21 protein-coding genes and 1 other RNA gene are annotated in these 19,883 nt (G+C 38.3%); 12 read left to right on the top strand and 10 right to left on the bottom strand.

Translation table 11 applies throughout. The annotated features are described in order from the left end of the window. Nucleotides 1–195: 195 nt before the first annotated feature. From MMY79_RS14275 to MMY79_RS19455, 4 genes are all read left to right on the top strand, one after another. A complete protein-coding gene (locus tag MMY79_RS14275; RefSeq protein ID WP_004793942.1) occupies nucleotides 196–714 on the top strand; it encodes a hypothetical protein in 519 nt (172 codons plus the stop codon). Between the two features lie 61 nt (nucleotides 715–775). Next, nucleotides 776–2,089 (top strand): hypothetical protein, encoded by a 1,314-nt coding sequence (locus MMY79_RS14270; protein ID WP_016138897.1) that lies wholly within the window; start codon nucleotides 776–778, stop codon nucleotides 2,087–2,089. A gap of 86 nt (nucleotides 2,090–2,175) precedes the next feature. Continuing rightward, entirely contained in the window at nucleotides 2,176–2,829 is a 654-nt protein-coding gene (gene adk / locus MMY79_RS14265; RefSeq protein WP_252609605.1) for an adenylate kinase, read from the top strand. A gap of 72 nt (nucleotides 2,830–2,901) precedes the next feature. Further along, a complete protein-coding gene (locus tag MMY79_RS19455) occupies nucleotides 2,902–3,039 on the top strand; it encodes a hypothetical protein (protein WP_336169372.1) in 138 nt (45 codons plus the stop codon). Nucleotides 3,040–3,075: 36 nt separating this feature from the next. On the opposite strand, the gene nth is transcribed toward MMY79_RS19455, so the two are convergent. Further along, nucleotides 3,076–3,765 carry an endonuclease III gene (gene nth, locus MMY79_RS14255; protein ID WP_252609595.1) on the bottom strand — a complete coding sequence of 230 codons (690 nt, stop codon included), beginning with the start codon at nucleotides 3,763–3,765 and terminating at the stop codon, nucleotides 3,076–3,078. Beyond that, complete coding sequence (locus MMY79_RS14250; protein WP_252609593.1) at nucleotides 3,766–4,557, bottom strand: RnfABCDGE type electron transport complex subunit B; 792 nt, start codon at nucleotides 4,555–4,557, stop codon at nucleotides 3,766–3,768. A 271-nt stretch (nucleotides 4,558–4,828) separates the two neighbouring features. Here MMY79_RS14250 and gdhA point away from each other — a divergent pair, with 271 nt between their 5' ends. Then, complete coding sequence (gdhA, locus tag MMY79_RS14245) at nucleotides 4,829–6,232, top strand: NADP-specific glutamate dehydrogenase (protein ID WP_252609584.1); 1,404 nt, start codon at nucleotides 4,829–4,831, stop codon at nucleotides 6,230–6,232. Between the two features lie 53 nt (nucleotides 6,233–6,285). Here gdhA and MMY79_RS14240 read toward each other — a convergent pair whose 3' ends face one another. The 5 genes from MMY79_RS14240 to MMY79_RS14220 all read right to left on the bottom strand — a co-directional run bounded on the left by MMY79_RS14240 (nucleotide 6,286) and on the right by MMY79_RS14220 (nucleotide 12,694). Next, nucleotides 6,286–7,395, bottom strand: coding sequence for an META and DUF4377 domain-containing protein (locus MMY79_RS14240; protein WP_252609581.1), 1,110 nt, complete (start codon nucleotides 7,393–7,395; stop codon nucleotides 6,286–6,288). 168 nt (nucleotides 7,396–7,563) lie between these two features. Further along, complete coding sequence (locus MMY79_RS14235) at nucleotides 7,564–8,340, bottom strand: class III extradiol ring-cleavage dioxygenase (RefSeq protein ID WP_252609579.1); 777 nt, start codon at nucleotides 8,338–8,340, stop codon at nucleotides 7,564–7,566. 111 nt (nucleotides 8,341–8,451) lie between these two features. Beyond that, a complete protein-coding gene (rlmH, locus tag MMY79_RS14230) occupies nucleotides 8,452–8,931 on the bottom strand; it encodes a 23S rRNA (pseudouridine(1915)-N(3))-methyltransferase RlmH (protein ID WP_003652981.1) in 480 nt (159 codons plus the stop codon). A gap of 304 nt (nucleotides 8,932–9,235) precedes the next feature. After that, the gene (gene lon / locus MMY79_RS14225; protein WP_252609577.1) at nucleotides 9,236–11,665 is read right to left on the bottom strand and encodes an endopeptidase La; all 2,430 of its coding nucleotides are present in this window, start codon (nucleotides 11,663–11,665) and stop codon (nucleotides 9,236–9,238) included. Nucleotides 11,666–12,109: 444 nt separating this feature from the next. After that, the gene (locus MMY79_RS14220) at nucleotides 12,110–12,694 is read right to left on the bottom strand and encodes a 5-formyltetrahydrofolate cyclo-ligase (RefSeq protein WP_252609575.1); all 585 of its coding nucleotides are present in this window, start codon (nucleotides 12,692–12,694) and stop codon (nucleotides 12,110–12,112) included. 245 nt (nucleotides 12,695–12,939) lie between these two features. On the opposite strand from MMY79_RS14220, the gene MMY79_RS14215 reads away from it, so the two are divergent. The 3 genes from MMY79_RS14215 (at nucleotide 12,940) to MMY79_RS14205 (ending at nucleotide 13,925) form a co-directional block, all read left to right on the top strand. Next, nucleotides 12,940–13,284 (top strand): hypothetical protein, encoded by a 345-nt coding sequence (locus MMY79_RS14215; protein WP_252609573.1) that lies wholly within the window; start codon nucleotides 12,940–12,942, stop codon nucleotides 13,282–13,284. 114 nt (nucleotides 13,285–13,398) lie between these two features. Continuing rightward, entirely contained in the window at nucleotides 13,399–13,512 is a 114-nt protein-coding gene (locus MMY79_RS14210) for a hypothetical protein (RefSeq protein WP_252609571.1), read from the top strand. Nucleotides 13,513–13,604: 92 nt separating this feature from the next. Then, nucleotides 13,605–13,925, top strand: coding sequence for a hypothetical protein (locus MMY79_RS14205; RefSeq protein ID WP_252609569.1), 321 nt, complete (start codon nucleotides 13,605–13,607; stop codon nucleotides 13,923–13,925). A 130-nt stretch (nucleotides 13,926–14,055) separates the two neighbouring features. Here the strand turns inward: MMY79_RS14205 and ssrS are convergent. The 3 genes from ssrS to MMY79_RS14190 form a co-directional block, all read right to left on the bottom strand. Then, nucleotides 14,056–14,239: non-coding RNA, 6S RNA (ssrS, locus tag MMY79_RS14200), on the bottom strand. A gap of 189 nt (nucleotides 14,240–14,428) precedes the next feature. Next, on the bottom strand, nucleotides 14,429–14,713 hold the full coding sequence (locus MMY79_RS14195) for a cell division protein ZapA (RefSeq protein WP_199967169.1): 285 nt from the start codon (nucleotides 14,711–14,713) through the stop codon (nucleotides 14,429–14,431). Continuing rightward, on the bottom strand, nucleotides 14,710–15,270 hold the full coding sequence (locus MMY79_RS14190; protein WP_016138884.1) for a hypothetical protein: 561 nt from the start codon (nucleotides 15,268–15,270) through the stop codon (nucleotides 14,710–14,712). The genes MMY79_RS14195 and MMY79_RS14190 overlap by 4 nt, the downstream gene beginning before the upstream one ends. Before the next feature lie 64 nt (nucleotides 15,271–15,334). Here MMY79_RS14190 and MMY79_RS14185 point away from each other — a divergent pair, with 64 nt between their 5' ends. From MMY79_RS14185 to MMY79_RS14170, 4 genes are all read left to right on the top strand, one after another. Next, complete coding sequence (locus tag MMY79_RS14185; RefSeq protein WP_252609568.1) at nucleotides 15,335–15,964, top strand: UPF0149 family protein; 630 nt, start codon at nucleotides 15,335–15,337, stop codon at nucleotides 15,962–15,964. A 67-nt stretch (nucleotides 15,965–16,031) separates the two neighbouring features. Beyond that, the gene (pepP, locus tag MMY79_RS14180; RefSeq protein ID WP_252609567.1) at nucleotides 16,032–17,351 is read left to right on the top strand and encodes a Xaa-Pro aminopeptidase; all 1,320 of its coding nucleotides are present in this window, start codon (nucleotides 16,032–16,034) and stop codon (nucleotides 17,349–17,351) included. A gap of 31 nt (nucleotides 17,352–17,382) precedes the next feature. Continuing rightward, complete coding sequence (gene ubiH / locus MMY79_RS14175; protein ID WP_252609566.1) at nucleotides 17,383–18,591, top strand: 2-octaprenyl-6-methoxyphenyl hydroxylase; 1,209 nt, start codon at nucleotides 17,383–17,385, stop codon at nucleotides 18,589–18,591. After that, complete coding sequence (locus MMY79_RS14170) at nucleotides 18,588–19,820, top strand: FAD-dependent monooxygenase (protein WP_252609565.1); 1,233 nt, start codon at nucleotides 18,588–18,590, stop codon at nucleotides 19,818–19,820. Before ubiH ends, MMY79_RS14170 begins: the two co-directional genes overlap by 4 nt. Nucleotides 19,821–19,883: the final 63 nt, after the last annotated feature.

The following is a 19,883-nucleotide window of genomic DNA, read 5'->3' as shown; positions in this document are numbered from 1 at the left end:
TATTCTAACGCAAGAGCGTTTAAAATATTGCATAATTTTCAAAGTTTCAGTGCATTTCGATAAGATACTTTTTGACTTTGTAGACAACAAAATTGTAGATACTTGTATATAAGAAGCAAAATAATTCTGTTAAAGTCTCTCATTCAATAGAATAGGGTTGTTCTCACCATACGATTAGGGAAAATGGAGAAAATAATGAGAAAAATTTATCCCTTACTTGCAGTTTTGACGGTAAGTAGTTGGGCCCATGCTCAAGACTATTCGTTTCTTCCAGAAGCAAAATTAGCAGGACATACTGCATCTACGTGGAATGTGGGTGCTGGTTTTACACAAAAACTATTACATTTAAACGGCGAATGGGTAAACCCTTATGGTATTGCCTATGCAAAAGTTGGCGCATTTTTGAATGGTGACAAAACTGCCGGCGGCCAAGTCGGGTTTCGATATCCTTATTATCTTACTGGCACCGATAAAAATGGCTACTATATTGGTTTTTATGCTGGACATCTCGATAGTAAAGAGGTCGATGGTGATTATAAATCCCGTTTAGGTGCTGGTGTCGATTTGGCCTATGTATTGTTGAATTCAGAAAGAATTAGTACTTTTAGTGTGGGTATTGGTGCGGCGGAAAAATTAACTGACCAGAATGGAGCAGTTGCTGCGGATACGAAACCACAAATTCAATTTTCTTATTCTCTAAGTTTTGGTTTATAAAACAAAGCAGTTTATCGTTAACTCGCCATAAGCAGAGCACAAATAAATACGAGAGTCTTACATGTTAGAGTACGTCAGCGGATTGTGGCAGACCTTTTTACACAGACCTGATTTTTGGGCCGTTTTAAGTATCATTCCAGTCACTGCCTTTGTTACATGGGCACACGTTTGGATGGCTTTAAAAATGGTGTTTTACCCAATTAAATTTTGGGGATTCCATTTAGGTCCATTACCAGTCGGTTGGCAAGGTATTGTGCCACGTAAAGCTGGACGTATCTCAGGTATTATTACCGACAATACTTTATCTAAGTTAGGTTCATTGCGTGAATTTTTAGAAGCAATGGATCCTGAAGATATGGCACGCATTATTGGTGAGCAGGTTGGATTTGAACTTGAACACTTGATTGATGAAGTCATGATCGATCGTAATGCCGTACTTTGGGAAAATTTACCTTATTCAATTAAACGTCGTATTTATGCTCAGGCACATAAACAATTACCAGGCGTGTTAAGAGAATTAGTGACTGAGCTGACCATGAATGTCGAGTCACTGGTTAATATGCGTGAAATGGTTGTGAGTCAAATGGAAGGTGATCGCCGTTTGATGGTACGCATGTTCTTAAAAGTTGGACAAAAAGAAATCAACTTTATTTGGCATATTAGCGCTTTAATTGGGATGTTCTTTGGTATTTTCCAAATGATTGTTTGGTTTGTCGTACCTTGGCACTGGACAGTCCCGTTTTGGGCTTCAATTTGGGGCTTTTTAACGAACTGGATTGCAATCTGGATGGTGTTTAACCCTCTTGAACCACATTATATTCGTTACCCACAGATTTTTAGATTAACAGAAGATCGTAAGTTTCCTTGGATTGTACCTGTTCTTAGAATTGGGACTTATAATTTTCAAGGTGCTTTCATGAAGCGTCAAGAAGAAGTCTCTGATGTATTTTCAAGCGTAGTAACAGAAGATTTGATTACGTTAAAATCGATTATGACCGAAATGATGTACGGGCCACGTAAAGATAAAACCCGTCGTATTGTGAAGCGTCATATTAACGAAATTATGGAAACACCGTTAGTTCGTACATCTTTACAGCTTTCTTTAGGGCCAAGAGAGTACGCAAGGTTAAAGACGGACTTGATTGATCGTTCAATTGAAATTACGATGGGACCCGTATGTGACCCTGCGCTGAACGCAAGCCGGGCACAGAAGATTTTTCAAATGTTTAAAGAGCGTATTCGCGAACTGACACCAAAAGAGTTTCAGAATTTATTGCGTCCTGCATTTCAGGAGGATGAGTGGATTCTTATTGTACTAGGTGGGGTAACCGGATTTATTGCTGGTACAATACATTTGTTTGTGGCTTTCTTATAATTCGACGTCGGGCAGGATCTATTGAAGATTAACGAGACTTTTTCTGCCGGACTTCATATTCATTGTTTTAAATGAGGATGTTTTTTATGCGCATTATTTTACTCGGACCACCTGGAGCAGGCAAAGGGACTCAGGCTCAGTTGATCTGTAAGCGCTACAATGTCCCACAAATTTCAACCGGTGATATGCTCCGTGCTGCAATTCGTGAAGGTACTGAATTAGGTCTAAAAGCTAAAAGTGTAATGGAATCTGGTGGTTTGGTTTCAGATGAACTTATTATCGGTTTAGTAAAAGAACGTATTGCTCAGCCTGATTGTGTAAATGGCTGCATTTTCGATGGTTTTCCACGTACTATTCCACAAGCTGAAGCTTTGGAAAAAGAAGGGATTAACATTGATCACGTGATTGAAATTGATGTTCCTGACGAAGAAATCGTACAACGTCTTTCTGGTCGTCGTCAGCATCCAGCTTCTGGCCGTGTTTATCATACAGTTTACAATCCACCTAAAGTGGAAGGTAAAGATGATGAAACTGGTGAAGATCTTGTTCAACGTCCAGATGACCAAGAAGAAACAATCCGTAAACGTTTAGCTTCTTATCATACAGAAACTGAGCAATTGGTTGGTTTCTATCAGAGCCGTGCTGCATCTGGTGAGAATGCACCGACTTATGACAAGCTTAATGGTTTACGTACAATTGAAGATGTACAAACAGACTTGTTTAATATTTTAGATAAATAATTAAAATATTATTTGTGACAAGGAGCTCTCATCATGAGGGCTCTTTTCTTTCATTCAGTACAGGAGAACAATATGAAAATCATATTGATTTTGGTGGTATTGCTAAGTCTGGCACTCGTCATATTTTTGAGTTATCAGAGCTATAAAATGCTTAGGCAGGTACAAAAACAAGCAAAAGAAGAGCGTAATCAAAACAAGCGTCTCAAATAAGTTTGATTGGGTATAGGTTACATACCCAACCATATTCTAAGCTTCAATATTTTTAATCGTCATTTGCTTTTGTGCACCAAATTCAAAACGATCAGGCCAGTTACAGACATCTGCAACTACACATTCAGCACATTTCGGTTTACGAGCGATACAACAATAGCGACCGTGCAATATGAGCCAGTGATGTGAATCTAAAATAAATTCTTTAGGAATAACCTTAATTAAACGGTGTTCAACTTCAAGTACATTTTTCCCTACGGCTAAGCCAGTTCGATTTCCCACTCGGAAAATATGGGTATCAACGGCCATGGTAGGCTGTCCAAAAGCTGTATTTAAAACAACATTTGCGGTTTTACGTCCTACACCGGGTAAAGCTTCCAAGTCTTTTCTGTTGCTTGGAACTTCGCCGTTAAATTGCTCCATTAAAATCTTACAGGTCTTAATGACATTTTCAGCTTTAGCGTTGTAAAGGCCAATTGTTTTAATATATTCCTTTAGACCATCTACGCCTAAGTTATAGATTTTCTCAGCAGTGTTGGCTACAGGGTAAAGTTTATCAGTTGCCTTATTTACACTCACATCGGTAGCTTGAGCTGACAACATAACTGCAATGAGTAACTCAAAAGAAGATGAGTATTTTAACTCGGTTTGAGGAGACGGCCGTTGTTCACGAAGGCGTTCAAAGAAAATTTGAATCTGCTTTTTCGTCATATTTTTGACAGCCATTCAGACCTCCTGTAGTTGCATGAGTTGCTGTTGTAGTTCTTCGAGTTGAAGACGCTTTTTAGCATCTTCACGCACACCTAGCTGTTTTTCCAGTTTCTTAATTTGTGTACGAATTTTAGCTAACTCAATTGTAGTTTTAGCATCAGTTGGCACAGTCTCTTTAGGTTTCTCGATGAGTTCAATTGATGGTAATTCATCAAGTGCCTGAGAAAACTGCGCAAACAGTTGAGTATCAATTTCAGCGCGCACCACAGGCCCTTTACGGTGACTGCGACGCTTTTCTTCACGTTGAATATGTGCGTAATAGCGTTGTCTTAAATCATCTTGCTCTGCATTACGCTGTTGTTCATTTGGTAAGGCTTGTGTGTCTTCAACCAAATCAATGCAATCTACTGGACAAGGTGGAATGCATAGCTCACAACCAGTACATAAGTCGGTCAAGATGGTATGCATGAGCTTACCACTGCCAATAATAGCATCTACAGGACAAGCACTAATACATTTGGTGCAACCAATACATTCATCTTCGCGAATAATTGCTTTCATTCGCTGTGGGCGACCATCTGTTTGTATAGGCCATACACTACTTTCAGCAGTTAATGGAGAGCGATCTAATAGATTTGCCAGTGCATCAGCAACCGGTTGTCCACCTGGAACACATTTATTTGCTTCTTCACCTTCAGCAATCGACTTTGCGTAGGGTAGACATCCATCACGATGTCCACATAGGCCACATTGTGTTTGTGGTAATAACGCATCAATCTCGCGTATGAGAGAAATAGATGAATTCATAGTGGGCAATAGCTTGGTTAAAACGATGCGATAATGAAGAAAAACCTAAGTAAGGTCAATGGATTTTAACGAATTTATCGGGTTTTTAATTGACCTAAAATGTCGCCAATATTGCACAATAATAGATCAATAAAAGTAAAAAGTTAAATTACTATTTCTTATCTTTAGGAAGTTTTTCTAAAAATAAGTTTTTGATAATTAAGATGAATAAAATAATTTAAAATAACTATTGTTAAAATTGATGGAAAGAGATTTAATATTTTGCTGCTAAATGATGCATTTAATAATGTATTGCACCAATTTAATTCATTACTATGCTGAGGACCGTGCATTGAAATACAACAATCTGAATGAATTCCTGAATTACGTGCAAGCGCGTGATCCGCATCAACCTGAATTTTTGCAAGCTGTCGAAGAAGTCATGACGAGTTTGTGGCCATTTATTGAAAAAAATCCAGAATATGCGGAACAGGGATTGTTAGAACGCCTTGTTGAGCCAGAGCGTGTGATTCAATTCCGTGTTTCATGGATGAATGATCAAGGTCAGACTCAAGTTAACCGGGCTTTCCGTGTTCAATACAATTCAGCAATTGGTCCATTCAAAGGTGGAATGCGTTTCCATCCATCGGTCAATCTATCAATTTTAAAGTTTTTAGGTTTTGAGCAGACTTTTAAAAACTCACTTACAACCTTACCAATGGGTGGGGGAAAAGGTGGTTCAGATTTCGATCCTAAAGGTAAATCTGATGCTGAAATTATGCGATTCTGTCAGGCACTCATGATTGAGCTGTATCGTCATTTAGGACCGAATACTGATATTCCTGCGGGAGATATTGGTGTGGGTGCGCGTGAAGTCGGTTATATGGCAGGCATGATGAAAAAGCTGAGTAATGACACCGCTTGTGTTTTTACTGGTAAGGGAATTTCATTTGGTGGTAGCTTGATGCGTCCTGAAGCTACTGGCTATGGTACGGTTTATTTTGCAGAAGAAATGCTCAAAGCGCGTGGACAATCTTTTGCTGGTAAAACTGTTTCAGTATCTGGTTCTGGTAACGTTGCACAATATGCAGCAGAGAAAGCGATGTTCTTAGGGGCGAAAGTTGTTACTTTGTCTGACTCTAACGGAACAGTTTATTTAAAGAATGGTTTTACAGATGAGTTGCTTGTTGAAGTAATGGAGCTGAAAAACGTTAAGCGTGGTCGTATTTCTGAGTTTGCTTCTAAACATGGTTTTGAATATTTTGAAGGCAAAACGCCTTGGCATATTCCTGCCGATATTGCTCTACCATGTGCTACGCAAAATGAATTAACGGGTGAAGATGCTAAAACACTTATTGCAAATGGTGTAATTTGTGTGGCTGAAGGCGCTAATATGCCATCTACACTTGAAGCGGTTGAGCACTTCATCGACGCTAAAATTTTGTATGCACCAGGAAAAGCATCTAATGCTGGTGGTGTTGCAACGTCTGGTTTAGAAATGTCTCAAAATGCAATTCGTTTAAGCTGGACACATGCTGAGGTCGATGAGCGTTTACATGCGATTATGAAAGATATTCATGCTAATTGTGTAAGATACGGTACTAAAGAAGACGGTACTGTTAACTATGTTGATGGCGCCAATATTGCAGGCTTCGTAAAAGTGGCTGATGCAATGCTTGCTCAAGGTATTTTCTAAAAATAGAAATAAAAAATCCGATGCAAAAGCATCGGATTTTTTAGTCTAAAAACTTATTTTTTAGGTTTTTTAACTAATTCTTGCTCAACAACCATATCTAATACATCTGCTTGACTAGATTGGTCTGCTGCTGGATTTTTCACTTCAAAACGTTTCACACGTAAAATTACGCGTTGGTCTGAATTGTGTTCAAAACCTTCAATTTGGCCATAATATAATGACCAGTTTTTGTCAGCGTAAGTTTTAACGCCTTTGTCATCATATTTAATTTCACGAACTTGCATACAAGTTTGTGGTGCAACGCCAGTACATGATTTAGTTTGTGGAGCAACTTCTAGAAAAACAGTTTTTCCTTCAGATTGATATTTTGCTTCAGGTGTCATTTTACCCGTAAAAGTATATTTTTGACCTTGAGCATCGGATACTGTCAATGTTGGTTGATCAACATTTGTAGTATTGAGTTCAAACGGGATCGCACGTTTTTGGAAAAGGCTGCTAGAAAATTGTTCCTGTTTCATTAAAGCAGGTTCACACGCCATCATAGTTGACATTACTTCAGCCGTTACGATGGTATTGTTTTCAACTTTCCAAGTTGTTCCTTGGCGGTTACAACCCGTTGCAATAGATAAACGATCATTTGCAAAGTTAAGAACGATTGGTTTTTTTGTATTTTCAGGCTGATAAGACCAAGAGTAGTCTGTTAAAGCTTGAGTATTCACTGCTTTTTGACCTTGGAAAATATGCTTTTGACCAGTTTTATCTGTCACGCTTAAAATCACCTGACCATTATTGTTGCTAATTTCGATTGGTAATTTCGCGTCATTAAAGATGCTATTAGAAAGTTGTTCTTGTTTCATTAGATCATCTTGGCAAGCCATCATGGTTGAAACAAGGTTAGATGTAACAAGTTGGTTGCCTTCAACTTTCCAAGTACCGCCTTGGCCATTACAACCTGTATTGATTGCTAATTTGCCATCTACATTAAAGTTAAGGATAAGTGGTTTAGAAGCTTTTACATTTTGATAAGTCCAAGCATATTCACCTAAAGTGGCTGCAAGGTTTTGTTGTTGCTCAGATACAATTGGAGCAGGAGTATTCGTAACAGTTTGACACGCCATCAAAGAAAAAGGTAATAACGCAAGAATTAAATATTTAATTTTCATTTAAAAACTTCAAGTAAAAAAACAACAGCAATAAGCTTAAAACATTCTTAAAAAAAGAAAATGTAAACATTTGATTGTTTCGGTTTTTAAAATGTATAAGTTTGTAAGTTATTCTAATTTTCAACAAAAATAATGCTATACCCCGCGAAACGGGGTATTTGCTAATAATTAATCAAAACGATAGATATCCATGCCTAGTGAGCCCATTGTGAAGCTGCTGTGAACAATCGTAAAGCGATTGCCTGTGCCCATAGCAAAAAATAGCGGGGCAAAATGTTCAAGGGTAGGATGATTACGTTTTACAAAAGGCAATGATTGCCAGTCCAGTACGCCATCATAATCTTGATGGGTAAGTTTATTCACAACAGCATTTCTAAAAGTTGAAGCCCATTCAGGAACTTTAGAGTTGTCTCCTTGCCAAGATAACTCTGCAAGATTATGGGTAATACTACCTGAACCAATCAGTAAAATTTGTTTGTCACGTAAAGGTGCGAGTGTTTGCCCTATACGATAAATTTCTTGTGCGGTTAAATTGGTTGGCAAAGAAATCTCGACGACAGGAATGTCAGCATCAGGATACATATGTAATAGAGGCATCCATACACCATGGTCACGAGGGCGCGTACTATTCGCATGTGCCACAAGATGAGCATCTGCCAGTAATTTTAAAATTTCTTCAGCGAGTTCTGGTTGCCCAGGTGCACTGTAGCGAATTTCATATAACTCTTTAGGAAAGCCGCGGAAGTCATGCCATGTTTCGGGACGCGTCGAAATACACACCTCAAGTGCTTTACTTTCCCAATGCGCAGACATCACAATGATTGCCTTCGGTGTGGGAAGATTTGCACCTAAACGATGTAGAGCAGGTCCTACTTGTTCTGGGTCAAGTGCAAGCATGGGTGAACCATGTGAAATAAACAGTCCGGGAAGGGTTTGTAGTTCCATTGCATTACACCTGAGTTAAAAAGCAGAATAATAGTTATTATGCCAAAATCAGGACATCTTAAAAGTATCCTGATTTCAACGGATTGTTCCTAAAATGAAACGGTTGTTGTTTTATGCACGGTGATAGGGATGATTATGATTAATAGTCATCGCCCGATATAGTTGCTCAATTAATAAAACACGTACCAAAGGATGAGGCATTGTGAGTTTTGAGAGTGACCAATGCCATGCGGCAGCTTTGCGTACTTGATCTGATAAGCCATCTGGGCCACCAATCGCGAGTACTACATCATTGCCTTCAAGCATCCACTGTTTCATCGTGTCAGCCAGCTTTTCTGTGCTGAGTTCTCGACCACCGACTTCTAGGGCAATTAAAGTTTCATTCGGTTTTAAAGCATTTAAAATACTTTCGCCTTCAATTTGGCAATATTTTAAAATATCTGCTTCTGAATCATTCTTACCACGTTTGGCCATAGGTAGTTCAATGACTTGGGTTTGCACAAAAGGTTGGATGCGTTTGAAATAATCTTCAAAACCAGTGAGAACCCAAGCAGGCATTTTTTGACCAATGGTCAGAATACGAATTTTCATATTATCTATTCATTCAAAACAGCTTGCGCATTATACCTGAGGAAGAGATAAGTTCGGGGTAGTAAAATAGGCATAAAAAACGCAGTCCAAAAAACTGTGTTGGACTGCGATCAAATGATCACCTGTCTGGAGTTCAGATGATCATAGAGAATAAAAACAAGGCTATCTATAAAATAATAGATACCAAAGAATACTTAATTTAATTAAATACTCTTAATACCTATTATGAGGATGGTTGGATATTTTTCAATCAAATTGTGTAACAAAAAAAAGAGAGCCGAAGCTCTCTTTTTTCGTATTTTAATTAGTGACGTGCTGCTTTTGAGCCTTCCACCGGTTTTACAATCGGTGTTTTAGGTAAAGGTTTTGGCATCGAAACTAATGCTAAAGGCAAGATGTCATCAATACTTTTCACAGCTTTGATTTCTAAACCTTCTTTAACATTGGCTGGAATTTCTGCCAAATCACGAACGTTATCTTGTGGAATAAATACAAGTTTGATTCCACCGCGGTGTGCTGCAAGAAGTTTTTCTTTTAAGCCACCAATACGCATTGCACGACCACCTAAACTTGTTTCACCAGTCATTGCAATATCCGGACGAATTGCAATACCTGTAAATGCTGATACAAGGGCAGTTGTTAATGCTAAACCAGCAGATGGGCCATCTTTTGGTGTTGCACCTTCTGGTAAGTGAACGTGTACATCCGTTTCTTCAAAACGAGAAGCTTCAATACCTAGCTCATCGGCACGTGTACGTACTAAAGTCATTGCTGTGGTAATAGACTCTTTCATTACATCACCAAGTGAACCGGTTGTAATGAATTTACCTTTACCTTTTACCGCTGCAACTTCAATGGTAAGTAACTCACCACCTACAGATGTCCAAGCTAGACCATTTACGCGACCTACTTGCGCTTCTTCTTCTGCAATACCGAAGTCAAACTTATGTGGACCTAAGTATTCTGGAAGGTTGGCAGAAGTTACATCAAGTTGTAAGTTTTTAGACTTTTTACTTACTGCTTCTTTTACCACTTTACGCGCAATTTTAGACACTTCACGTTCTAAACTACGTACACCAGCTTCACGTGTATAGCGCTGAACAATATCACGAATCGCTTCTTCATGAATTGTTAACTCTTTAGCACGTAGACCGTTGTTCTTAATCGCTTTTGGAACAAGGTAACGTTCAGCAATATTAACTTTTTCATCTTCGGTATAGCCCGGTAGACGAATAACTTCCATACGGTCAAGTAATGCCTCAGGAATATTCATGCTGTTTGCAGTACAGATGAACATCACTTCAGATAGGTCAAGATCAAGATCTAAATAGTGATCGTTGAACTTACTGTTTTGTGATGGATCTAATACTTCAAGCAATGCAGAAGCAGGATCGCCACGGTAGTCTTGCGCCATCTTGTCAATTTCGTCGAGTAAGAACAATGGGTTCTTTACGCCAACTTTTGTTAAAGACTGCACGATTTTACCTGGCATCGCACCAATATAAGTACGACGGTGACCACGAATTTCAGCTTCGTCACGTACGCCACCAAGTGCCATACGAACGAACTCACGACCGGTTGCTTTCGCAACTGACTCACCAAGCGAAGTTTTACCTACACCAGGAGGACCTACTAGACATAGGATCGGACCTTTGAGTTTTTTAACACGAGACTGAACAGCTAAGTATTCAACAATACGATCTTTAACGTCATCTAAGCCGTAGTGATCTGTATCAAGAATCTCTTGAGCTTTCGCAAGGTTAATGCTGACTTTGCTCGCCTTATTCCACGGTGTATCTAAAATTACTTCTAGATAGTTACGTACAACAGCTGCTTCACTAGATGCAGGTTGCATTGCTTTAAGCTTACGGAACTCAGCTTCAGCTTTTTTACGTACGTGTTCAGGTAAATCAGCTTCAGCAAGACGTTTTTCTATTTCAGCAACGTCATCTTCAGCGCCACCATTCATGTCAGAAAGTTCACGTTGAATGACTTTCATTTTTTCATTTAGAAAGTATTCACGTTGGTTTTTTTCCATTTGGCGTTTTACGCTGTCATGCAAAGTTTGTTCAATTTGCTGTTCGGCAGATTGATTTACCAAGTAGCTCATAAGCTCTTGCAAATGTGCTTCAAATTCATCGTGCTCTAAAAACTTCTGTTTAATTTCAATATTTAGAGGTACACGTGTTGCCACGAAGAACATAAGCTGTAGCAAGTCTTCAATTTTATTAGCAGCTGCAACGAGTTCACGTGCATTACGTAATTTTGCTTCAGCATATTGAGCAAATAAATTACGCAGCTCTTGTAAACGAGTCTCTTGAGTAGCTTTATCTACGTTAATTGTCATTGGACTTAAGCTATGTTCAGCAGTCAAATGGCTATCTTCATCGATAATTTTTTCAAGCTTAGAGCGCTGTAACCCTTCAATCAGTACTTTGATACAGTTTTCATCATTCTCATGATTTACGACCTGAACAATCTTAGCGACAGTTCCGTACTGATAAAGGTTATCGTGATCAATATCTTCTGTAAGCGAATCTTTTTGCGCAACTACAAATACTAAATTGTCACTGTTACGAGCCACATCAACTGCATTGATCGATTTTTCACGACCCACGAATAACGCAATTTGCATGTGTGGGTAGACCACTACATCACGTAACGCTAAAAGTGGTAATACACTTGGAACCTGAGGCTCTAAGTCAGTTTTTTCATTCATAATAAGTTCAGACATGGGCACTCCTAATGAGTGACAACGAGGTTGCCATGTTTTTTATAGTGATGTGTATTTCAAAAATTACAAGGGCCTCTCTATAGAAAATGTGGAAAAAATGACTAATTTAGTCAACTTTTTTATTAAAATATTATGAATCAACGGATTAATTCTTAAGAAGAATAAAATTTTCTAGAAAGGATAAGTAATTTAGCTTAATAATTATGAAATATTCATATAGTAGAAAAGACGTTTGGATGGAAAATAACCATTTTCTTGTGTCATTTGTCGGCATTGTATAATTAACAATAATGCAAAACTTATTTAATGTTGAACATTAAATAGCCGTGTTAATATAAATTGGTAAAGCGGTCTGTCACGTAGAAGTAACCATCCTTAGGGTGGTTACTTTTATGATTTTGGGGGACATAAAATTAAAGATTGATTTTAATTTTCATATAAAAATTATCTTTTAAAATAATAAATATGTTGAGGGGTGAGTAAAGCATCTAAGGGTTGATCCCAACTTTGACGTTTTAAAGTATGCTCAATAAATTGAAATTGATGAGCCAGTCCTAAGCGGTAAGGTTTATGTTTTGCACTTGCCAATGTACGGTCATAATAGCCGCCTCCCATACCAATACGTGTACCGTATTGATCACAAGCTAAAAGTGGCATTAACAGTAAATCAAGTTTTGATACATGTTTTCCTCTTGTTGCCATAGGTTCTTTCATACCCAAGGGATGATGCGAAAAACGCCGATTTAAATATTGGTTTCTAGATATTTTTACCCAAACTAAACGTTGATTCATAGAACAAATCATAGGTAAATAAACTTGTTTATTTTTTTGAAAACATAACTTTATGAGAAGATCTGTATGAACTTCTCCGAAGGCATGTAAATATAAACCAATTTTTTTTGATGAATGAAAAATAGCAAGACTGTTTAAATGATGGAGAACATTAAGCTGAGCTTTTTTTTGCTCCAATGGGGTTAAAGAGCGTCTTTTAGATCTTAAATTTTTTCTAATAAAACTAAGTTCATTCATGTGTAAATCTAACAAAGATTTGAGATCAGTCGAGCAAAATTATACCTATTTTTCTTAAGATTTATGAAAATAGAGGAGTAATTAAGAAATAACTTTAAATTTATTTGGTTAGTTAATTGTCATAAAGTGATGTGATGTATCTTCTTTAACGTTAAAAAATTCTATTTCTTTACGTATTACCAGTATTTATTTACATTTAATGAGATAAGAATATTTAAAAAGAGGAATGTGAAGTTGTTAAGCCTATGAAGTTAAAAATTTTAACCATTACAATAAGCGCTGTATTGATGTTGGGCGGGTGTACAAAACAAACAGAACCTGAAGCTGCTGAAGTAGACTATAAAGCTCAATTTGAAGAGTCTGACCGTAAAATTGGAGAGTTTTTAGATCAATTAGATAATCCGAAGACACCACAAGAAGTTAAAGTCAAAATCTTGTGTCATGATTATCCTGAGGTTTATAAGACCCAATATATGCCTGCATTAATCAAAATTTCACCTAAACCTTATACCGAAGAAAAATTGTTGTCAGATTTGAAGAGTGCAACTGACTACTACAAAGACGCCTTGGCAATTAGTTGTAACCAATAAGTTAATAAATGCTTTAAATCTCAAAAAATCCGATAAGTGTGAATTGATTGGCATTATTGAGTTGTGTTAAATTTCATTCTGTCTTTAATGGTTGCTAATTTAGGGGTTCTAGATATGGAAATCTTGAAATTCTTGCAGAGTTTTAATACGGTCGGTACATACTTAACGATTGCTTCAACCGTTTTAGCTGGGCTTATTCTTTATTTTTACGTAATTAATCCAGCGTGATCTTTTAAAAAGAAATAGTAAGAAATCTTCTATTTCTTTTTTTATAATTAAATTTTGTTATAAGTTTCAAACTATAAAAATAAGGTAGGGTCATGAAGTTTAGATTGTTTTTTCTTAGTTTTTTGGCTTTAGGTTGCCATGCAGACGAAAACGTAAGTGATCCTGAGATTTGTAATGTCGTAAAAAAAGTTGCTTATACTGTCATGGAGGCACGTCAACAAAAAGTTCCATCTCAAGATTTGCAACAGATAGCAAATGGCCTCGAAGATCCAAAAGCAAAACAACTTTATCAAGATTTAATTAATTCGGCTTACTCTGCCAAAGTATTTAGAACCAGTTTCTTTAAAAGAAAGGCAATAGAAGATTTTCAAACAGGCTGGTATGAAGAGTGTCTTAATAGAAATAAAAAATAATATTAGAGAGGGAGGGAGTTAATTAGCTAAGCTGCAATTTAATGTTTAAAAAGAAAATTTTAGACTGAAAGGTCTGTATGGAAAGCTAAATTAAAATAAATATTTTGAATTTTTCTTAAATGTTAAAACTAAATGCTCCGAAGATGCCGCTGCATGTGTCGTTACCCTGAACCCGATGAGTTCAAGGTGGACGCGACGTATACTTGCTGGGTTTCCTACACGAAGGTAGGCATACACTCTAAATATACAGAACACATCCATAAGTTTAAGTATCGGCAGGGGAATAGACCCGCTGGCGAACACCCCAGAGACAATTTAAGTATAACCGATCTGATCATGTTGGCAATCCTATAATCCTCAGGAACTGTAAACTTAGTTTGCGTTTGATGAAGCTTTGTACATTAATATGCATAAAATCATTTTCAATTGCGCTTAATAGCCTAAATAAAAAACGCCTTGCATCTATTCTTCGTAGAGCAAGGCGTTTTTGTAGGGATAGTTTATTAAACAATTTGTTCAACATCATCCAATATTGTTTGCAGTAAGCGTTCACAGTGAGTGTATTCTTGCAAAGACTTATTAAGGCTCAGTACTTCTTGAGTCAATTGTAGAGCAACCATAATGACCAGTTTATTGTGCTCAACACGTGGTGCACTACGACGCATCTCATTAAATTTCTCATTGAGAAGGTCTGCGGCACGTTCAAGTTCATCTTTTTTATCTAAAGTAGTCGCGAGTCTAAAGGTCTGCTCAATCAGCCTAAGCTCTACCATGACTTGTTCACTCATGATTGGGTCTCCTCACCAGTTTCAGCATTAGGATGAGCAAGCTGCTGAATTTCTTGAGCATGCTGATCTTGGGCAGTGCCTAAAATTCCTAAACGTTGAATAATGGCTTCAACTTTTGATTTAGCAAGCTCATTTTTTTGTAACAAACGATCACGATCTTGTTGTAAATCATGAAGCTCTTGTTGCGTTTGACGCTGGTGGGCTTGTAACTTTTCTTTTGCAACACGTAATTCATTGCGTTCGGCAAGAATTTCTTGAAAACGATTTTTTAAATCAGTCGTACTTTTTTCTAGTCGACTATAACGCTCGGCAAGTGTGTTAGCATCCTGATTCAATTGTTGAAATTGACCTTTTAACTGAGATAGTTGCTCAGTTACCGACTCAATTTCCTCTTGTTTTTTAGTGATAATACTATTTTTTTGCACAACTTGTGCGTGATGCTCTGTTTCAGCCAGTTCTTTAGCTTCTGAGAGTGTCGCATGTTCACTCTCTAAATGATGTAAGCGTGTTTTTAATACGCTAATATGCGCTTGTAGCCGCTGTAATTGTTCTAACATAACGAGGTCGCACAGAATTGCAATCAAAGGTAATATATACAAAGTATAGAGATTGGATAAACGAATGCAAGACGATATTTCAGGCTGGACAGATTGGAACGCTCATTTTGAAGGAATTGAAGAAATTTCAAGCCCTAGTGAGTTACATGGTCTATTAACAGGTATTGTTTGTGTGACAGAAGCGCCAACGCGTGAAGAATGGTCACAAATTTTAACAACCCTTAATGTGCCAGAGTTAAGTGAAGATGCTCTAACGCTTTTAACTGATGAAGCAGAAGACGTTATTCATGCTTTATCTGAAGACGAATTAGATTATTTACCTATGCTTCCTGACGATGACCACCTACTTCAAGAGCGTGTACAAGCTTTATCAGATTGGTGTGCAGGCGTTGTATTAGGTTTTGGATTGGCATCGGGTCATATTCGTCCTGATGAACTTGAGTTGATTGAGAACCTTCAAGATATTGCAGCAGTTGAATTTGAAGACTCTGATAATGATGAAGAAGGCGAAAGCAGTTACGAAGAGTTGTATGAATTTGTACGCTTAATTCCTGTAAGTTTGTCTATTGGCAGAAAAAAAATTACTGTGACTGAAAGCTCTTTATTGAAAAACTTTCATACGAAAAGTAAATCTGCTGCTGTAGGCACAGAACAAAATATTGTAGAAATGTTTACTCCACATCGCCCAAGCTAATTGAGGCGATGTGTTATTGGTTGTATTTTATTTTTTGACTTTAAAATTCTAAATCAAGTAGATCATTATGAAATTGCCTCAAGCTGATTTTCGACATCGTAGAGACCGTCTGGCAGAAAAAATGGGTCCAAACAGCATTGCAATTATTGCAACGCGTGAGGAAATGTACCGTAATCGTGATGCGGACTATAAATTCCGTGCCGATAGTAGTTTTTTCTATTTGACGGGCTTTGCTGAGCCTGAGGCAGTTGCTGTCATTGAAACCTTCGACGATGAAGACTATAGCTATAGTCTTTTTTGCCGTGAACGTAATCGCGAGATGGAAATCTGGAATGGTTTCCGTGCCGGAGTTGATGGTGCAGTTGAAGACTATGATGCTGATGAAGCATATGTAATTGATTTACTTGATGAAGAAATTATTGAAAAATTATTAAATAAAGAGCGTCTTTATTATCGGATTGGGCACAATGCTGAGTTTGATGCGCGGGTCAGTCAGTGGATTAAAAAAGCAGATGACGAACACCGACATGAGAGTGCTCCAGCTCAATTGCTCCAGCTTGACCGTATTGTTGATGAAATGCGTTTAGTTAAGTCACCACAAGAACTTGAGCTGATGCAAATTGCTGCAAATATTAGTGCTGAAGCGCATACACGTGCGATGCAAACGGTACACCCAGAGATGATGGAATATGCTCTTGAAGCCGAACTCAATTATATTTTTGGGAAAAATGGCTGTGTTCCGTCTTATAACAGTATTGTTGGCGGTGGGGCTAATGCTTGTGTTTTACACTATGTTGAAAATAACAAGCCACTCAAAGATGGTGATTTAGTCTTAATTGATGCTGCATGCGAATATGAATTCTATGCTTCAGATATTACCCGTACTTTTCCGGTCAATGGTAAGTTTAGTGCTGAGCAAAAAGCATTATATGAAGTTGTATTGGCTGCCCAATATGCAGCGATTGACGCAGTGCGTATTGGCAATTCATACCGTGAGCCTCATGAAGTAGCAGTTAAAATTTTAACTGAAGGTCTAGTTAATTTAGGTTTGCTCATAGGTGATGTTAACGAACTCATCGAAACCGAAGCATACCGTCAGTTTTATATGCATGGCACAGGTCATTGGCTAGGAATGGATGTACACGATGTCGGGTCTTACAAAAAAGGTGAAGACTGGCGTCAATATGAAGAGGGTATGGTCATTACAGTTGAACCTGGTTTATACATCGCACCAGATGATGAAACTGTAGATGAAAAATGGCGTGGTATTGGTATTCGTATTGAAGATGATGTGGTCGCAACCTCGAAAGGACCACGAGTTTTAACTGCTAATGTGGTTAAAGATATTGCAGATATTGAACATTTAATGGCGCAAGCTAAAGCATAATTAAACGTATTCGCCAAAGGAGCAAAACTCGATGCAACAACAAGTGATTATTGTAGGTGGGGGAATGGTGGGTTTGAGCCTTTCACTCATGCTCGCGAAGGCTAATATTGCGGTAAAGCTATTAGAAGCTGTGAAATACCCAAACTATGATGATCAAAATGTTGCTCCTTACCATTCGAGTTTTGATGCGCGTAATACGGCTTTATCGCGTCGTAGCGTACAGATTTATCAGAAGCTAGGGTTATGGGATGCATTACAGCAACATGCGACCCCAATTTTGCAAGTCCACATTACTGAGCAAGGCAGTTTTGGTAAAGCACGTTTAATTGCAGAACAAGAGAAAGTCGAAAGCTTTGGGCAGGTAATTGAAAATGCTTGGCTTGGTCGTGTGCTGTTAACTCAAGTGCGCCAGCAACCTTTGATTGAGCTAATTGATGGCGTACAGGTTACGGCCTTAACTCAAGATGCCGAACAAGTACATATTGAAGCTTTACGTGGTGAGGAAACCTTAAAACTTGAGTCAAAACTATTAATTGCGGCTGATGGACGCGATTCTTTTTGTCGTCAGGCAATTGGCGTGGGTGTGGATGTTCATGATTATGATCAGGTTGCGATTGTGACTACGGTTCAGACATCCAAGCCACATGAGCATGTAGGTTTTGAACGGTTTAGTGCATTGGGTCCTTTAGCTTTATTACCTTTACCCGGTGAGTACCGCCGCTCAGTGGTATGGCCTGTTAAAAAAGGCACCGAAAATGAATGGCTAGGTGATGAAAATGACCAGCACTTTTTAAGTGCCTTGCAACAAACTTACGGTGACCGAGCAGGTAAGTTTGAAAAAACGGGTAAACGTTTTAGCTATCCTCTTTCGCAAGTGCTTGCACATAAACAAGCTGTTGGTCGCGTTATTTTAATGGGTAATGCCGCACATACAATTCATCCAGTTGCAGGGCAAGGTTTTAATTTATGCTTACGTGATGCAGATGTTTTAGTGCGTTATTTAGTGAACCAATTAACCACTTCTAATGATTTAGGTAACCCTGATAACTTACTTGCCTATGAGCAAGCTCGTTTATCAGATCAGCAGCGCGTGATTAAGTTCTGTGACACTGTAGTTCGTGGTTTTAGTAACCAAAACCCATTATTAAAATTAATTCGTAATACAGGATTAATTGCATTTGATGTCATTCCGGGTATAAAACCATTGGTGGCTAACTATGCAATGGGGTTAAAAGCATGAGTGAAGTGTTGGATGTCGTCATTGTTGGTGGTGGATTGGTTGGTGGTTTAACTGCTTTATTACTTGCGCAAGGTGGGGTGCAACCCACAGTGCTTGATGCGGCTCCTGTACTTGATGTTGAGAAAACATTAAGCGTGATGAATCCACGTGTTTTAGCACTTAGTCAAGCGACCATTCATTTGCTTAAAACGGTAAATGTTTGGGGTGATCTTGCCCGTCAAATGCCCTATACAGGCATGCAGGTCTGGAATCTTAATGGCTACGGTGAAATTAACTTTGGCCAAGAGTCACAACAAAAACCGATGTCAGAGCAAGCCTTGGGTTCTATGGTGGAGCCAAGTGTACTGAATGTCGCTATTCAGCAAAAAATGTTGCAGCAGCTTACAGATTACCGTACTCAAGTGCGTGTTACGCGTATTGAGCAAGGTGTTGGATGTTGGCATATTCAATTAGCAGACGGTACTACGCTTAAAACTAAACTGCTTATTGGTGCAGATGGTGCAAATTCATTTGTACGTGAACAGGCTTTTATTGATCTCGACGTACTAGATTACAAACAAGCAGCTATTAGCTGTGCAATTAGAACAGCAAAGCCCCATCATTATGTTGCCCGCCAAATTTTCTTACCTACCGGACCATTGGCATATTTACCAATGGCAAGTCTTGAAGAAACTGAAAATGGATACTGGCAATCGATTGTCTGGACGCTACCAGATGATTATGCCGATGAATATTCAGCTTTAAACGATACTGCGTTTATGCAGCTTTTAACTCAAGAAAGCCAACACATGTTAGGTGAGGTGTTAGAGGTTCGTTCAAGAGCACAATTTCCACTCAAAGCTCGTGCTGCAAAACAATACGTAAAAGCAGGATTGGCTTTGATTGGTGATGCAGCACATGTGATTCATCCACTTGCTGGGCAAGGGGTAAATATTGGCTGTCTTGATGCGGCAGTGCTGTGCGATGTGTTGCTTCACGATTTAAAACGTGGTGTATGGGCACATGAGCAAACTTTAATGCGCTATGAGCATCGCCGCAAAGGTCAGAATGATGCAATGATGCATAGCATGTCGGCAATTGGTTGGCTTGAAAGAAGTGAGCTATTTCCAGTCGTGTGGGCTCGTAATATGGGTCTTAAGCAAGTTGAGCTGACTTCGGTTTTAAAAGACCGATTTATGCAACAAGCAAATGGTTTAGGGGCTTTACAAAGTACCCGCTATAGGCAGTAAAATATTTACTGGGTCTATACTCTACTGAGCGAATTAAATACCAGTAGATATTTTTTGAACAAT

It is taken from the genome of Acinetobacter sp. XS-4, from assembly GCF_023920705.1.
Taxonomy (GTDB): Bacteria; Pseudomonadota; Gammaproteobacteria; order Pseudomonadales; family Moraxellaceae; genus Acinetobacter.
Note: the sequence above shows the minus strand (reverse complement) of the source record. Positions and strands in the feature narration are given on the sequence as shown.

Bases quoted from the DNA above. Each gene is read 5' to 3' on its own strand.
- MMY79_RS14275 (WP_004793942.1), top strand. From the start codon at position 196: ATGAGAAAAATTTATCCCTTACTTGCAGTTTTGACGGTAAGTAGTTGG.
- MMY79_RS14270 (WP_016138897.1), top strand. From the start codon at position 776: ATGTTAGAGTACGTCAGCGGATTGTGGCAGACCTTTTTACACAGACCT.
- adk (WP_252609605.1), top strand. From the start codon at position 2,176: ATGCGCATTATTTTACTCGGACCACCTGGAGCAGGCAAAGGGACTCAG.
- MMY79_RS19455 (WP_336169372.1), top strand. From the start codon at position 2,902: ATGAAAATCATATTGATTTTGGTGGTATTGCTAAGTCTGGCACTCGTC.
- nth (WP_252609595.1), bottom strand. From the start codon at position 3,765: ATGGCTGTCAAAAATATGACGAAAAAGCAGATTCAAATTTTCTTTGAA.
- MMY79_RS14250 (WP_252609593.1), bottom strand. From the start codon at position 4,557: ATGAATTCATCTATTTCTCTCATACGCGAGATTGATGCGTTATTACCA.
- gdhA (WP_252609584.1), top strand. From the start codon at position 4,829: ATGATGCATTTAATAATGTATTGCACCAATTTAATTCATTACTATGCT.
- MMY79_RS14240 (WP_252609581.1), bottom strand. From the start codon at position 7,395: ATGAAAATTAAATATTTAATTCTTGCGTTATTACCTTTTTCTTTGATG.
- MMY79_RS14235 (WP_252609579.1), bottom strand. From the start codon at position 8,340: ATGGAACTACAAACCCTTCCCGGACTGTTTATTTCACATGGTTCACCC.
- rlmH (WP_003652981.1), bottom strand. From the start codon at position 8,931: ATGAAAATTCGTATTCTGACCATTGGTCAAAAAATGCCTGCTTGGGTT.
- lon (WP_252609577.1), bottom strand. From the start codon at position 11,665: ATGTCTGAACTTATTATGAATGAAAAAACTGACTTAGAGCCTCAGGTT.
- MMY79_RS14220 (WP_252609575.1), bottom strand. From the start codon at position 12,694: ATGAATGAACTTAGTTTTATTAGAAAAAATTTAAGATCTAAAAGACGC.
- MMY79_RS14215 (WP_252609573.1), top strand. From the start codon at position 12,940: ATGAAGTTAAAAATTTTAACCATTACAATAAGCGCTGTATTGATGTTG.
- MMY79_RS14210 (WP_252609571.1), top strand. From the start codon at position 13,399: ATGGAAATCTTGAAATTCTTGCAGAGTTTTAATACGGTCGGTACATAC.
- MMY79_RS14205 (WP_252609569.1), top strand. From the start codon at position 13,605: ATGAAGTTTAGATTGTTTTTTCTTAGTTTTTTGGCTTTAGGTTGCCAT.
- MMY79_RS14195 (WP_199967169.1), bottom strand. From the start codon at position 14,713: ATGAGTGAACAAGTCATGGTAGAGCTTAGGCTGATTGAGCAGACCTTT.
- MMY79_RS14190 (WP_016138884.1), bottom strand. From the start codon at position 15,270: ATGTTAGAACAATTACAGCGGCTACAAGCGCATATTAGCGTATTAAAA.
- MMY79_RS14185 (WP_252609568.1), top strand. From the start codon at position 15,335: ATGCAAGACGATATTTCAGGCTGGACAGATTGGAACGCTCATTTTGAA.
- pepP (WP_252609567.1), top strand. From the start codon at position 16,032: ATGAAATTGCCTCAAGCTGATTTTCGACATCGTAGAGACCGTCTGGCA.
- ubiH (WP_252609566.1), top strand. From the start codon at position 17,383: ATGCAACAACAAGTGATTATTGTAGGTGGGGGAATGGTGGGTTTGAGC.
- MMY79_RS14170 (WP_252609565.1), top strand. From the start codon at position 18,588: ATGAGTGAAGTGTTGGATGTCGTCATTGTTGGTGGTGGATTGGTTGGT.